This window comes from Thalassoglobus sp. JC818, from assembly GCF_040717535.1.
Lineage (GTDB): Bacteria > Planctomycetota > Planctomycetia > Planctomycetales > Planctomycetaceae > Thalassoglobus.
In genome coordinates this window covers 747,920-762,847 of sequence record NZ_JBFEFI010000003.1, presented here as the reverse complement: position 1 = coordinate 762,847, position 14,928 = coordinate 747,920, and the positions used below count along the sequence as shown (strand labels likewise).

Sequence of the window (14,928 nt, the reverse complement as noted above, 5' to 3'; positions counted from 1 at the left end):
CATCAGAATGCGTTCCCCGCCAGATCAAGAGAGAGGCCCAGCTGTGCAAAGGTGCGATGTTGCGATCATCGGAGGCGGGATTGTCGGGTTGGCGACTGCCTTTGAATTGATGCAGCGATATCCCGGAAAAAAGATTGTGATTCTGGAGAAAGAATCACAGATCGCGATGCATCAGTCTGGGCACAATTCCGGCGTATTGCATTCCGGCATCTACTACAAACCGGGAACTTATCGAGCCAGGAACTGCCGCGCCGGCAAGCTTGCCATGCAGAAGTTCTGTGACGAAGAAGGGATTCCCTACGACCTCTGCGGAAAGGTCATCGTCGCCACGAATGAGAGCGAACTCGGGCGTCTTCAGGACATCTACGAACGCGGGCTCGCCAACGGCGTGAACTGCGAGATCATTGATCGCACACGTTTGCTTGAACTCGAACCCAATGTCGCTGGAGTGCAGGCGATTCATGTTCCTGAGTCCGGAATTGTCGACTACCGACTCGTCTGCGAACGGCTCGCCAAGAAGCTGACAGAGGCGGGGCATCGCATCTGGTTGAATGCCGAAGTCACTGCGATTCGACAGGAGCCATCTCAAGTCATCGTCGACTCCACGCAAGGGGAATTGAAAGCAGATATTCTCGTGACATGCGGCGGGCTGTGGGCAGACCGATTGATCTCACTTTCGCATCAGCGACCGGAAGCTCCCATCGTTCCGTTTCGCGGCGAATACTTCTATCTCAAGCGAGAAGCCGAGCATCTCTGCCGAGGACTCATCTATCCGGTTCCCGATCCTAAATTCCCGTTTCTCGGCGTCCACTTCACCAGGATGATCCACGGGGGGGTCGAGTGTGGACCGAATGCGGTTTTCGCATTCGCCAGGGACGGCTATCAAAAGACCGATGTCCGGTTCCGAGACCTCTCGCAGTCACTCTCACATGTCGGATTTCTCAAACTTGCAGCCCGAAACTGGAAAGCAGGGTTGGACGAAATGTGGCGATCGTGGAACAAATCTGCATTCGTCACCGCGCTTCAAAAACTGATTCCCGACATCAAAAAAGAACACCTGATCGCAGCTCCCGCCGGAGTCCGAGCTCAGGCCCTCGGTCGCGACGGAATGCTGATCGATGACTTCCTGTTTCAGGAGTCAGATCGCATCGTGCATGTTGGAAATGCTCCTTCTCCGGCAGCGACCTCCTCTTTGAATATCGGTAAACTGATCGTCGACAAACTCAGCTCAAAAAGTGCCTTCTCAAACTGACGTCTCGGGCCAGAGAGAACAATCCATGAACCGTGAATATTCCAATCCCGAATCTCAGTCTTGCGAGCCAGTCGCGCTCCCCGGCCAAAACGACTATGCGAAGCAACACACAGCAAAAATTTTGTCTCAGCGAGTCCTCGCCGACAAGACGTTCGCGATTCGTGTTGATGCGAGCGAGTTGGCCCAGACAATCACGCCAGGACAGTTCTTCATGATCCGGCCCGAGCAAGGAACGGACCCGCTGCTCGGCCGCCCATTTGCGCTGTACGACACAATTGTCGACGAGCAGGGATCGCCCGTCGCTCTTGAGTTCGCCTATCACGTCGTTGGGAAAATGACCAACCTGATGAGCGAATGGGAAAGCGAAGAAAACGTCGTCATCTGGGGACCGCTGGGCAATGGGTTTCCGTTCTACGAAGGAAATCACCTCATGTGTGTCGGAGGAGGAATCGGTTACACCCCGTTTCTCGCTGTGACGAGGGAGACGCTCGGAAAACGGACGTATGGAGAACTCCAAGAGAGTTCACGCGGGTCACTTGCCTCGACAAATTCAGAACGCCGAGTAACTCTCTGTTATGGAGCCCAAAGTCAGCGCTATCTCGCCGATCTGTCTGACTTCGACGACTTTGAGAGTTCAAGATTTCGCATTCAAACATCAACCGACGATGGATCGGCCGGGCATCACGGATTTGTCACCGAACTCGTTGCTCGGAACCTCTCAGCACAAGGTGATGATCGCCCCGACGGCGTTTACTGCTGCGGACCAGAGCGAATGATGGCAGCTGTTGCGAGCATTTGTCTGGCAGAAAATGTTCCCTGCTGGCTCTCCCTCGAAACTCCTATGGCTTGCGGCTTCGGTGCCTGTTTCAGCTGTGTGACAAAAGTCGTCACCGATGACGGCTGGGACTACCGTCGGACTTGTATCGAAGGGCCAGTCTTTCGAGCAGAGAGTCTAGCTCTCCAGTAACGCTGATTACTCGCGTTAGATGAGTCATACAAGTTCATTCGATCGTGCGGATTCATTCGCGGCGGTGGTTGAATCGCTGCAAACCGTCCAACATGAATTCGATCGCCGATGCGATTAGGGTTCTCCCTAAGTCCGGCGAGTGTTGTATTTAGTCGACACGTTCCCTCACACCTTGTTCTATAGTCAACCTAATTCTCACCCTTCCATTCTTCCGTTGACTCAATGTGAGAGAAAGTTTTCTTCAATGAATACGGCTTCCAACTACATTGCCGCAATGATCATGGTGATCACAGGAATATTCCTGACGATGCCAGGAGAACTTGAAGCGAAAAGCGACTGGCTGAAAGGAACTGTTCAGACTGGAGGAACGAAGCATTCAAAACCGAACTCCAAAGTCCGTGTCACGCTCTATGAAGCTACCGAAGGACGACCAAATGTCGTCGGACAAACGACTTCGAAGAAAAACGGCGACTTCAAACTGAAGGCACGGAAAGATAAGACCGACAGCATTTTCTTTGTCACAGCGGAAGTCGGATACGGCGACGAGTATGTGGCCATCCTTGGTCATCGACTTCCTTCAGATGTGACAATTAACGAACTGACGACCGTCGCAGCTGCCTATTCGATGGCTCAGTTTTATCGAACCGGAGAAATCTCGGGCAACGCATTCTCATTGCGAATCGCTGCGATGATGGCGGAGAACATCGCCTCATCCAGAAGCGGACGGACGTCTTCCGTTCTCCAGAAGTCACCCAATGCTGATCAAACGAACTCCATTCGAACAGTTCGATCTCTCGCCAACCTGCTCGTGGCCACAACTAACAATTATCTGATTCGATCGACTCTGCTGTATTTAACAGAGACCGATCGCGGAGAACGGCCTCGCAATACAGTGGTTGCTTTGGCCAACCTGGCTCGTGATCCCAGCTGGAATGCTTCATTGATCTACTGGCTGACAAAAGCCAAGCGAGTGTATACGCCAGTCCTGCATCGCGAGCCGGATTCCTGGGTTGTCACTGTAAAGGTCAATGACTCCGGTGACGACGCATTTCTTCTCGGTGGTCCGGCAAACGTCGCGTTCGACTCACGCGGATATGTCTGGGTCGCAAACAACGTTGTTCAGGGAACTCCCAATTCCGCCCGGAACATCATGGTACTGCAGCCAAACGGAAAACCTGCCAAGGGTGGTGATGGACTTCCCGGTTCACCGATCACCGGCGGAGGAATTCTCGGAGTTGGTTGGGGAATCACCATCGGACCGGATGACCATGTTTGGGTCGGGAACTTCGGATGGGGTGATCTTCTGCCGACGGCCGACCGAACAGATGATGACGCGAACGGAAGCACCTCTCTGATTTCACCAGCAGGCATTCCACTCTCCATTCCAATCGGATTCTTTGGCGGAACCTATCGCGTTCAGGCAATCAAGGTCGACGATTCAGGAAACGTCTGGTCGGCCAGTTTCGGCAACAACACTGTTGTGATGTATCCAGGTGGAAATCCGGAACAGGCTGTTCAGGTTGATTTCCACGCAGGCGCTGCTCCATTCGGATTGGCTGTGGCACCAGACGGAGCAGTTTGGGTGACGAACTCAGGGGGATTGTCAGGCAGACAACAGAGCAGCGTCGCGAAGATCGTTCTGGATAACAACGGCGATCCGATCGTCGAGTTCACTCACGATGTGGGCCATACACTGAAAGTCATCGACGTCGACTCAATGGGGAATGCGTGGTTCGCTTCTCAGGAAAACCACACCGTTTACGCATACGCACCTGATGGAACTCAAATTGGTGCCTACACTGGCGGCGGAATCTTTGGTCCGTGGGGACTTACTGTCGACGGTGAAGACAACATCTGGGTTTCGAATTTTGGACCACTCGGATTTGACAGCGTGCTGACACAGGGACGATTGTCCAAACTCGCCGGAGCCAATCCTGCCACGCGTCCTGTGAATGCAGCCATGGGTGATCCGATTTCCCCGTCGACGGGTTACACCGTTCACTCAGCAGGTGAAGAAGTTTTGCTGCATGATGGAACTCCGCTCAACGGCCCGGACAGCAATCTTCCGAGCTACGTTCCCATGATGCGGCAGACGAGTGTTCAGATTGACCAAGCTGGCAACGTCTGGACCGTCAACAACTGGAAACCGAAGTTTGCGACCGACGTCCTGGGATTCGATTCCGGAATTATTGATACGGACGGAAACCCTGGTGGCGACGGCCTGATTATCTTCGTTGGTTTGGCCCCACCGCCGAAATAAGCCCGCCAACTCGACTGCTTATCGCCATCGCATGTCGTCGGTCAAAGTGACCTGTCGACATGCGATGGTTTCGTTTGGGGACACATGTCTTGCACACAGTCCTCTCGCAAACATCTTTAAAGCGGATTTGTTGATGTGCTTCAGGATTCGCCAGTTGGCATTTTGGCAGTCACGGTCAATTGCCCCGTTGTCTTCAACCAACTGAGCAGAATGGCGACCGGTGCACATGCAAGGTGAACAAACATCGGCGGGGCTACGAGAAACCAATTCAGGAGAGTTTTCCCGAGCCGCGAATTCGGATTCCGATTGAGCAACCAGAGACCGGTTCCTCCAAAGTAGTCGCGCACACTCCGGTGATTTGAGACGCGAATCTCGGTGAAGCCAGCATCGCTGAGTAGCTGCCTCAGAATCCTCGGTCGGAATTGATGCAGGTGCCGTGGAGCATCCCAAGCAGGCCAATACTTACCGAAAAAACGACGTTCGAGCGATTCATAGTTGGGAACGCTGAAGTACAACTTTCCACCTGGAGTCAGAAATCGACTGACTCGTTCAAAAAACTGAGGCGGGCTCTTCACGTGCTCGACAACCATCCATGCAAAGACAGCATCGAACGTATGATCGGGCAGATTCGAACTCTCAATCGTTCCCGTCTCGACCGAATGTCCAAGGGAGCGCGCGATGTCAGCAGCAGCGGGGGATGGTTCGATCCCCTGAGCACTCCAATTGGCATCGCGCAGCTTCGTCAGAAAATCTCCACGACCGGTTCCGACCTCCAGTGCACGATTGTGCTGAGGATCAGGGACTGGAATGACTTGCGAGTCATCCCGCGACAGCCAGTGGTACAACGGTCGGATTCCCGGAATCCACCGAATCGGCGGACGTGCATACCATGGTTTGTAATCCAGATCAGGATCACTCGACTGAGTGGCCTGCTGATGAGGCCCGTAATCGTCCGGGTAGCACGCTGGCAAGCTGGCATCGATCGGGCAGGGGTTCAGGAAGACGTGAGTACATGAACTGCACTCAACAAACTGGTATTCACCCGGAACGCCACACAGCCAGTCTCGATTGGTCATCACATGATCAAACTCGCTGCTTCCGCAGAGAGGGCAGGGAATCGTTTCCACAATGATTTCGGACTGGTTCAATTCAGACGGTTCCTCAATCATCTTCTTCCCGTGAGCGATTCCAGCTTGCAGCGAAAGATCTGCTGCAACGAATAGTGCCTTCAATCGTAGTTTTCATTCTTAGCACTACGGTCGAAGTTAGTTCGAACCTAGATATTAACATTTGAGCTAGGATAGCGATTCACTCCGACGAGAGTTGTGGCGGTTGTTGTCCTGGTCTTCTGAGATATTTCACTTCGTAGTCGTCTGGAAGAGGAGTGACAAAATTTTCGGCCGCCCATTCGTTCCATTTACGTTCGAGATCCTCAACGAGTTCTGAATGATGGTCAGCGAGGTTAACGAGTTCAGTTCGATCAGTGGGAATGTGGTAGAGCTCCCATGGTTCGTCGCGAAGGGAAACAAGTTTCCAGTCTCCCGCGTGAACAGCACGATTCCCCTCATGTTCGAAGAATAGGATTCGACCACGATCGTCTTCCGAATTGAGAAGCGAGATCAAATTCTCGCCTGGCCCCTTTTGATTGTCGGCCAGTTCTGTATCTGCGACTTCAGCTGCGGTCGGCATGACATCGATCAAGTGTGCCGGTTGATGCGAGACCACATTCCGAGGAACCGATCCGTTTGGCCAATGCACGATACAGGGTGAGCTAATCCCTCCTTCGTGATTAAAATGTTTATACAATCGCCACGGCGAATTTGAAGCATTCGCCCATCCTGAACCGACGCTATGATAAGTTTCCGGGCCTCCCATTTCATCGAGTTGCTCACCGACATGAAGCTCATTGTTCGGACTTGATTTCCCGTCGAACCCGTACGGATCCCATTCCGCACATGCTCCGTTGTCGGAGAGAAAAATAATCAGGGTGTCTTCGAACTGCTCTGTTGCTTGAAGTGCATCCACGATCCGTCCGATGTTCTGATCGACACGATCAACCATCGCTGCGTAGATTGCCATTCGACGAGCAAGATCGAGACGACGCTCTGAGCTGAGAGTTCCCCACTCGGGATTCAAGCCGGTGTGCGTTTCTCCGAAATTCCAATACTGCGAACGGGGAGTAAGGTTCGTATCCTGATCGACAATTCCCAGTTCCTTCATGCGAGTCAATCGATCCTCACGAATCTGGTCCCAACCGACGGAATACGTGTCCGCGTATTTCGCGATGTCTTCCTCGCGTGCATGAAGCGGAAAATGTGGAGCATGATAAGCAACGTACAAAAACCAGGGAGAACCTGGAGTTGCTTGCGACATCTCAAGAAATTGCAGCGCATGATCGGTGACGGCATCTGTTCCGTAAAATCTTCCTTCGGGATATTCGATCCGTTCCCTTCCCGCCGGCAACCGCAAGTAGTGATCGGGGTCCCAAAACGTCTGCGCGCTAATTAGTGTTCCGTAGAATTCTTCAAACCCGTGCTCTGTCGGATCGGGAGTTCCGAGATGCCACTTACCGGAGTGAAAACAGCGATAACCACCCGCCTGAAGGACATCTGCAATGGTCGGCGTTCCCTCCGGGATGCGGCCACGATAGCCGGGGCGACGCAAGTCTTCGACTTTATGACCAACGCCAACTCGATGCGGATACTGTCCGGTCAACAAACTTGCACGCGAAGGACAGCAGCGGCCGGTCGTATAAAAGCGAGTCAGTCGCGTTCCGTTGGAAGCCAGACGATCGAGTTCGGGAGTCTCAATTTCTCCTCCGTAGCAACCCAGGTCACTGAACCCCAGATCATCCGCCACGATCAGCAGAATGTTCGGTTTTTCCTCAGTTGCTACGGGATCAGCAGCAGATGCAGTCGCCAACCATAAGCAGGCAGCCCAGAATGCAATCATGCGACAGAGCTTTTGTCGATGAAAATCTGACGTGTTCGCAGCGAGCATGGGCGTTCCTCAGTTGATGGTCCAACCAGTCTGCTTCAGGTGTTCGACACTTTGAACGATCCGTTCTTGCGTTTGTTCAAGCGTCAGCGGTACTTCCCCTTGAATACCCTCTACCTCAAGGCTGCATGGCCCGGAGTAATTCTGTTCAGTCAAGACTGTTCGTAGTTTTGCGAAGTCGACAGCCCCTCCATCTCCGAGTGCGGGAAAGAACCAGTCTTCAAACCTTCCTCGGCAGTCTTTCAGATGAACATGCCTGATGAACGGAGCTATTTTCTGCTGCTCTGCCCAGAGATCGACAGTTTGATTGTAGTAGAAGAGATTTCCGGGATCGAAGTTGATACGGACAGCGTCGTGATCAACGCGTTCCATCAATTCGAGCATCCTCTCGGCGTTTTGGCATGTTCCGGGATGCGTTTCACAACAGTACGTGATTCCAGATTCTGCACAGCGGTCGCCGATTTGTCGCATGTTCGCAACCAGTGTTGGCCACTCAGATTCGTCTTCGATAGCGCCTCCGCCAGCAACGATGAGAGAAACCCCCAATCGTGCTGCATGGTCGATCTTCTTCAACGTGGCATTGAGAACTTCGGGGAGCAATGGATTTCCTGAAGTCACATTGCAGGACGAAAGCTTCAATCCGGATTGCTGAATCGTTTCGGAGAGAGCATCGATCTCTGCTTCCGTCGACTGATCTGTGGCGACCGGCTGCTCACCGAAGAAGGATGGCACGCCAGCATTTTTGATCGCCAGTTCAACATGCGTGATCCCGGTGGACGCGAGAAATTCAAAGGCAGCCGGTGGGCCAAAGCGACCATATGAGTTGGTGAAGCACGAAGGAATCATAAACGTTGACTTTCTCAGACCTTCACGAAAACAGCTCAGTGAATGCGACAAATTTCAATCTACGCAATCGATTCGTCCGGTTGATCAACATTGTCTCTCCGAACATCGTATCGCAGCTCCGCCATTCCTGATCCAAATGCTCGAACAGAGGTCAGATGCAAAGTCGGGCTTAACACCGTCCTTGGAAACAATGGCTTCCCCGTACCCAGCGTTGCCGAGCCAATTTGAATGATCAACTCGTCCAGCAGACCGGCGTCGAAGAATTGTCCCGCCAGGTCACCACCACCGACAATCCAGATATTCTTGCCGTCAGCTTCTTGGAGCATCGCCTTGTGAACACGACTCACGTCACCTTCGACGAATCGAACGTCCGCGCCCGGGATTTCGGGAAGCTGTCGAGTTGAGAACACCCATGTGGGCTGAGTGTATGGCCATCGAGAACCGGTCTCTTCGACTGCCTTCTCAGAATTTCGAACGACCCATTCGTAGGTTGCCGATCCCATCGCCAAAGCCCCGACGTTCTCAATAAACTCGGGGTAGCTGGATTCTTCGATGCTTCCAAGCGGGAAGAGCCAGTCAAGAGAGTCATCTTCCGTCGCCAGAAATCCATCGAGGGTTGATGCGGTGTAGTACTGAGTCTTCATCGATGTGGCACGGGTTATGAGTTGGCCAAGCGCTCGACCTTAATGTCCAGCAGATTGTCCTCTTCAGGCTGTACTGTGAGTCATTCCGAACCGGGCAATCCCAATCGTCGGTTCCGTTATTCTCCGCTCGCGACCTGTGGATCGCTGACGGGGAGACACAACCACGGCGGTCGAACGCTGGCGAGTTGATTTAATTCTTTCGCAGCGGCTCGGACTTTTCCCTCGGTTGTGAGATGAGTCATGAACACAAGCGGCACGATCGGCGGCTTGGCAGGAGCTTCTTCGTCCGAAACTTCTTTCTGAATGACGGAGGACAGGCTGATTCCGTTTCGTCCCAGAATATCTGCGATGTCGGCAATTACGTGAGGACGGTCTTCCACATGGAATCGGAAGTAGTATCGACGCTTGATGTCTTCGATATTCTGAAACGGAAACTGTTGTTCGGCTTGCCAGAGATTGAGCCTTCGGAAGGTCAACGCAGCACGTCCCACAGCGACATCAACAAGGTCCGCGACAACCGCTGAGGCAGTTGCCATCTGACCGGCCCCCATCGCTGAGAACCAGGCTTTTCCAACGGCATCACCTGTCAACTCAATCATGTTGTACGGCCCATTGGTCTGAGCCAGCGGTCTTGAGTGACGAATGAGTGTCGGCTGTGTGTGCAGCTCGAGGCATCCGTCGACCAGCTTTGCGGTGGCCAACAGCTTGATGGCGTAACCGAGTTCGTCAGCGAATCGAAGATCCTCGAGTAGTAACTCGTCGATTCCCTGCACGGGGAACTTGTCGGGGGTGAGTCGCTCTCCGAATGCGAGTTGCGTCAGAATCCCGAGCTTCTGGGCTGCGTCTGTGCCTTGCACATCCATCGATGGATCGGCTTCCGCATAGCCCATCGCCTGAGCTTCAGCGACCGCATCTTCGTAGGAGACTCCATTCTCGAGCATCTGAGTCAGAATGAAATTGCTCGTGCCGTTCAGAATTGCTTCGAGAGCCACAATCTGATTCCCAGCCATGGCTTGCCCGATCGCTGCAATCACGGGACATCCCCCCGCAACCGCCGCTTCGAAGGCGATGCTCCGCCCCGACTCACGAGCTTTCGAGAACAATGTGTCACCGTGTTCACAGAGCAAAGCTTTGTTGGCGGTGACGATGTCTTTGCCAGCCTCAAGAGCAGTTTCCACGATCTCTTTCGCTGGTGACAAACCACCAATCAACTCGACGATCACATCGTTGTCCGTGGACTTCGCGAGTGACAACGGATCGGTTGTTACTGGAATTCCTGCGAGGTCGACTGGCCGAGGCTTCGACGGATCTCGAACCACGATTCCGGTAATTTCAATGGGACGTCCTGCTCGCTGGGCAGTGCGTTGAGCGTGTTCCGTCAAAATCTGGGCGACGCCTGAGCCGACTGTTCCAAGACCAATTAAACCGACGCGCAATGAATCTGACATTTGAGGTTTAAGACCACCATTGAAAATATGAGTACACCTGCGGCCGGGACTCTCCGACCGGCGCACGATCAGATTAACGGGATCAATGGGTTGACGGGAGGCACAAGGGCGATTTCTCGACGATTTCACTCGTCAAGATGCCGGAGATGCAGTTATTCACGCCATGGATCTGCGGTTCCTGATCTGTGACTTTTACGCGGATCTGAATTTCTCGCACTGTCAAGGAGATTGCGAGCCGAGTGTTGCTTCCTATAATCCAAACAACTCCTCTCATTAGGCAGTTGATGTCATGATCAGCCGAAACAGAAATCCTGAGCGCATGGAAGCAGATTCAACGAAGCCCCATCAAACGATTCGAGTCGGTGCGGTCAGCTATCTGAACAGCCGCCCGCTTGTTGAATCACTCGACACTTATCAGCCAGAAATCGCGCTCTCACTGGACGTTCCGAGTCGGCTTGCAGATCAACTCGCCATCGGCGATCTGGATGTTGCCCTGATTCCATCTGTCGAAGCATTCGTCGATTCCGATTACAAAACCGTCTCTGATGCCTGCGTTGCAACGCATGGCCCCGTATTGTCGGTAAAACTGTATTTCCGTGTTCCTCCCGGGAAGGTCAAAACACTGGCTCTCGACGAAGGCTCCCGAACCAGCGCAGCACTTGCCCAAATCATGCTGGCAGAACGATACGGAGTGCATCCGGATCGAATCCAGCTTCCGCTCAATCAGACAACCTCCGACACAGCTGCTGACGCAGTCCTGCTGATTGGAGATCGAGCGATGTTTCCTCCGCAGGAAACTTTTCATTCGGTATGGGACCTCGGCGAGGAATGGGTCAAGTGGACCGGTTTGCCATTCGTCTTTGCAATGTGGACGACTCGTTCAGGACTTGCGCTCAATGGAGTCGAACGAATCTTGCAACAAGCGAGAGATTTAGGCCTCGAGCGCATCAATGAAATCGCCATCGATGGCGCCAACACTCTAGGGCTCCCACAAGAGATGACTCAGCAGTACCTGACCAAGAATCTGTATTTCAAAATGGGTGAAGCGGAGCGCGCAGGTTTGAGGCTGTTTCGAAGACTTGCCGCAGAAAACAATCTGATCCCGCGTCCGAACACAATTCGAACGCGAAGACACGCTGCGACAGATTCACTCGCCCGAGCTTAAACGGCTAGCGACTTTCACGGGCGTCTCGTCCTCGAACCAAGCAATTCGAAGACAGCCGCTCATGTGCCGAACTGAAGCCATTCACGCAGATGGCGGCTGAAGATCAGCAGCCCGACAATCGCTGCAACAATCGAAGCGACTAAAACGCTTCCAGCTGCAAAGTCTTTCGCTCGACGGGCTCGTTCGTCGATATCAGGTTGAAGCAGATCGACGACGGACTCAATCGCGGTATTGATGAGTTCCGCAGAGAGAACTCCGCCAATACAGATCGAGATCACGATCCACTCTAAAGTTGTCAGTCCGAGCACCATTCCCGCTACGATGACCGCAACAGCAACAGCCAGCTGAATTCGAAAATTACGCTCGGTCGCTGCCGCTTCAAAGAGGCTGCGGATAGCAATCTTCAAACTGATGAGAAACGAGTCGTTTTTCATGAGATCTAAGCGAGCGAGGAGAAACGATGAGGACGTCTGAGTGCACATTTGGGTTTGGATTGCACTCTCTCGCGAGCAAACACAGCCTGTGAATTGATGAAACAGCGAAAGCGAGTGCATCGGAAAGAGCAACTTGCTCTATTCCAGGAAATTCTCTCGACTCATCGAGCGGGGAATGATTGAACCGGAATAGACCTGAAACGGAAGAAGTTCGACCGTCGGAACGGGTCGATTGCTGTCGCTCGGAATAGGGAATCCTGGATTGATCCAGTTGTCTGAATTCTGATCCCGAACTTTTTTGACACTTCCATCTGCCATCAGAATATTGAGTGTCATCACTCCCGCCGCAAAATCTGGATGTTGTGGAGCCCAGTTTCGCGTGTCTTGAAGCCAGATCTTCCCGTCTACACCTCCGTCGCCTTCAGCGTCCGCTGTCGGCAGTTCGTCTCCACAGAAAGGGCCTGTTTCACATTCATCGACGGGCAAACGATCGGCAACCGTTCCAGGCGGAAGACTGACGAACGAGTCGGTCGACAGGTCCCAAGCTGCCGGCCCCTTGAGCATTGTCGCCACCAATTGCTCTCCGCGAGTAAGACCATCGACGTTGGCGAGAGTTTCCGAAACTTTGATCGTCGGAGCCCCTTCGGCGAGGAGTGGAATATTCTGTTGCGGGATTGGAGAAACCGCGAGGAGTCGCAAGTTGAGCGGTCCGAGCGTCGCACCTCGTTCATCAATCGGCCAGTTAGAGGAAGTTTGCCAGAGTCCATCAGCAGCCCTCTCCCAGGCGATGCCAGATCGGGCCAGATACCAACTCGGGGTGTAGTTGGTAGTCATGCCACTTCGAATCATCTCCGAAGCCATCTTGATGCGCTCAGAGTCTCCGGGGGTCAATGACCCGCTCCCCACTGGTTGACCATCTTTGGATTCCACAAGAAAGTCAGCACACTCGCCTTCAAGACGAAAGTTCAGTTCAGCGGGCATCTGAGTCACTGAAGGTGTTCCGGGAGTCCCGACCAGATCTGCGATGCCGTCAGCATGGCTGAGGCTGTGACTCGGACAGTGAAGCGTTGCTCCCGAAAGTCGCTTGAGGTGATAGAGATCCGAGACCCATCCAAACTCGATCGGACATCCATCGGAGAGAAAGTCATGCGATCCCGTGGAAAGCTGTGTTGCATCATTTTCATCGGCGAACTGCAAGAACGCGACACCGATCTGCCTCAGGTTGTTTTGACACTGAATGTCTCGAGATTGCTCTCGAAGCCTCATCAGCACCGGAGCCCCTAGACCGATCACAATAAACAGAATCAGCAACACGACCACAACTTCCGAAGCGGAAACTCCGGATCGCGCGGTCTGACGTTCGAACAGCATTCTCTTCGGGCTAGGACGTTTCATTTGATCCACGGACCATTCACAAAATCTTTCACACTCGTCGGCACAACAGGTCCGGGGTACGGCCGCGGATCAGCATGGGATGCGTCCATGAAGCTTTGAATCTGTTTGAGGACTTCAGGGTTTTGAGCAGCGATGTCATACTCCTCTGCGGGATCGGCGTTCAGATCGAACAGTTCGAGCGTCTCCTTCCCAGCCGCTTGAATGCCTTTCCATTTCCCCATGCGGACAGCTCGTCCCAATCCGCGATTCGAAAGGTATTCCCAATAAAGTCCTTCGTGACTTTGCTGATCACCTTCCCCAGAAAGCGTCGGCAGAAAGGAAATTCCATCGGTAACTTCGGGTGTGTCGGCTCCAATGGCTTCGCACAGTGTCGGTGTGACATCCCAAAACGCGAGCGGTTCGTCACTCACTTTTCCGGGAGCAATTCGATCAGGCCAGCGGGCCACAAAGGGAACGCGAATGCCACCTTCGTAAAACGTTCCCTTGTAACCTCTCAGATTCGCGTTGTTCTGGAAGTAGTCGGTCATCGTCGTCCAGCCACCATCTTTTCCTCCACTCTGACCTCCGTTGTCAGACGTGAAAATCACGAGTGTGTTGTCGTCGATTTCCATTTCCTTCAAGAGTTGGAGGATCTCTCCGACCTGACTGTCCATCCGGGAAATCATTCCCGCGAGAGTGGTGAGCCCATCTTCGGAACCAAGATAGTTTTCACGCGGATCGAGAATCGCGACCTTCGGAAACTGGCCTCGGTACGGAATCTCTGATTCTTCCGGAACGACAATTTCGACGTGTGGAATGATGTATGGGATATAGGCGAAGAACGGCTTGTCGTGGTTTGATCTGATGAATTCCATCGCAGAGTCATGAAGTTCGTCATTGACGTACTGATTCATTCCGGTGGAATTGCCGTCCAGCATCACCTTTTTATCGTTTTGCCAAAGCCAGTAGGGGTAATAGAAGTGAGCATGGACCTGCAGATACTGGCCGAAAAACTGATCGAAACCTTGCCGATTCGGATGTCCCGAAGTCCCCTCGTATCCCAGCCCCCACTTTCCGAAACCACCTGTGGCATAGCCGGCAGCCTTAAACCGTTCCGCGAGAGTGACGTCCGAATCGAGCAGGAATTGACGCGTGTCATTGGCCCGAACAGGGGTGTGCCCCGAGTGAAGCCCCGTCATCAACACACTTCGCGAAGGCTGGCAAACGTGCGAGCCAGCGTAGAACTGCGTGAACCGAATTCCCTCCTCTGCGATCCGGTCAATGTGAGGAGTTTTGATCTGATCCTGTCCGTAGCAACCGAGCGCCCCGTAACCGAGATCATCTGCGAGAATCAGAATCACATTCGGAGATGACTCAGCAACGGCCAACGAACCAAAGCAGAATGACCAATAGGCACAAAGTCCAAGAACGAGTGAGAGAAACGGTTTCATATCTGCGCTCATTATTGGGTCGTACAATGCACGACCGAGTTTCAAGATTCGCTGACCACGATACCCTATCAGTGAACAGATTGAATCTGC

General features: G+C 53.2%; 12 protein-coding genes. 4 read left to right on the top strand and 8 right to left on the bottom strand.

All coding sequences use genetic code 11. The features are described 5' to 3' along the window. Window positions 1–43 precede the first annotated feature (43 nt). From lhgO to AB1L42_RS10805, 3 genes are all read left to right on the top strand, one after another. Window positions 44–1,252, top strand: a complete 1,209-nt coding sequence (lhgO, locus tag AB1L42_RS10815; RefSeq protein WP_367054601.1) for an L-2-hydroxyglutarate oxidase — start codon at window positions 44–46, stop codon at window positions 1,250–1,252. Window positions 1,253–1,277: 25 nt separating this feature from the next. Beyond that, window positions 1,278–2,219, top strand: coding sequence for a dihydroorotate dehydrogenase electron transfer subunit (locus tag AB1L42_RS10810; RefSeq protein ID WP_367054598.1), 942 nt, complete (start codon window positions 1,278–1,280; stop codon window positions 2,217–2,219). Window positions 2,220–2,463: 244 nt separating this feature from the next. Further along, on the top strand, window positions 2,464–4,479 hold the full coding sequence (locus AB1L42_RS10805; protein ID WP_367054593.1) for a hypothetical protein: 2,016 nt from the start codon (window positions 2,464–2,466) through the stop codon (window positions 4,477–4,479). Between the two features lie 140 nt (window positions 4,480–4,619). Here AB1L42_RS10805 and AB1L42_RS10800 read toward each other — a convergent pair whose 3' ends face one another. From AB1L42_RS10800 to AB1L42_RS10780, 5 genes are all read right to left on the bottom strand, one after another. Continuing rightward, window positions 4,620–5,711 (bottom strand): class I SAM-dependent methyltransferase, encoded by a 1,092-nt coding sequence (locus tag AB1L42_RS10800; protein WP_367054587.1) that lies wholly within the window; start codon window positions 5,709–5,711, stop codon window positions 4,620–4,622. A 76-nt stretch (window positions 5,712–5,787) separates the two neighbouring features. Further along, the gene (locus AB1L42_RS10795; protein ID WP_367054582.1) at window positions 5,788–7,479 is read right to left on the bottom strand and encodes an arylsulfatase; all 1,692 of its coding nucleotides are present in this window, start codon (window positions 7,477–7,479) and stop codon (window positions 5,788–5,790) included. A 9-nt stretch (window positions 7,480–7,488) separates the two neighbouring features. Continuing rightward, window positions 7,489–8,322 (bottom strand): sugar phosphate isomerase/epimerase, encoded by an 834-nt coding sequence (locus AB1L42_RS10790; protein WP_367054577.1) that lies wholly within the window; start codon window positions 8,320–8,322, stop codon window positions 7,489–7,491. Window positions 8,323–8,381: 59 nt separating this feature from the next. After that, window positions 8,382–8,966 (bottom strand): dihydrofolate reductase family protein, encoded by a 585-nt coding sequence (locus AB1L42_RS10785; protein ID WP_367054572.1) that lies wholly within the window; start codon window positions 8,964–8,966, stop codon window positions 8,382–8,384. 116 nt (window positions 8,967–9,082) lie between these two features. Continuing rightward, on the bottom strand, window positions 9,083–10,414 hold the full coding sequence (locus tag AB1L42_RS10780; RefSeq protein ID WP_367054565.1) for a homoserine dehydrogenase: 1,332 nt from the start codon (window positions 10,412–10,414) through the stop codon (window positions 9,083–9,085). Window positions 10,415–10,703: 289 nt separating this feature from the next. Here AB1L42_RS10780 and AB1L42_RS10775 point away from each other — a divergent pair, with 289 nt between their 5' ends. Next, complete coding sequence (locus tag AB1L42_RS10775; RefSeq protein ID WP_367054562.1) at window positions 10,704–11,579, top strand: menaquinone biosynthesis protein; 876 nt, start codon at window positions 10,704–10,706, stop codon at window positions 11,577–11,579. A gap of 59 nt (window positions 11,580–11,638) precedes the next feature. Here the strand turns inward: AB1L42_RS10775 and AB1L42_RS10770 are convergent, their stop codons facing one another. The 3 genes from AB1L42_RS10770 to AB1L42_RS10760 all read right to left on the bottom strand — a co-directional run bounded on the left by AB1L42_RS10770 (window position 11,639) and on the right by AB1L42_RS10760 (window position 14,838). Further along, complete coding sequence (locus AB1L42_RS10770; protein ID WP_367054557.1) at window positions 11,639–12,013, bottom strand: diacylglycerol kinase family protein; 375 nt, start codon at window positions 12,011–12,013, stop codon at window positions 11,639–11,641. Between the two features lie 138 nt (window positions 12,014–12,151). Continuing rightward, window positions 12,152–13,408, bottom strand: coding sequence for a hypothetical protein (locus AB1L42_RS10765; protein ID WP_367054550.1), 1,257 nt, complete (start codon window positions 13,406–13,408; stop codon window positions 12,152–12,154). Beyond that, window positions 13,405–14,838, bottom strand: a complete 1,434-nt coding sequence (locus AB1L42_RS10760) for an arylsulfatase (RefSeq protein ID WP_367054544.1) — start codon at window positions 14,836–14,838, stop codon at window positions 13,405–13,407. Before AB1L42_RS10760 ends, AB1L42_RS10765 begins: the two co-directional genes overlap by 4 nt. Window positions 14,839–14,928 lie beyond the last annotated feature (90 nt).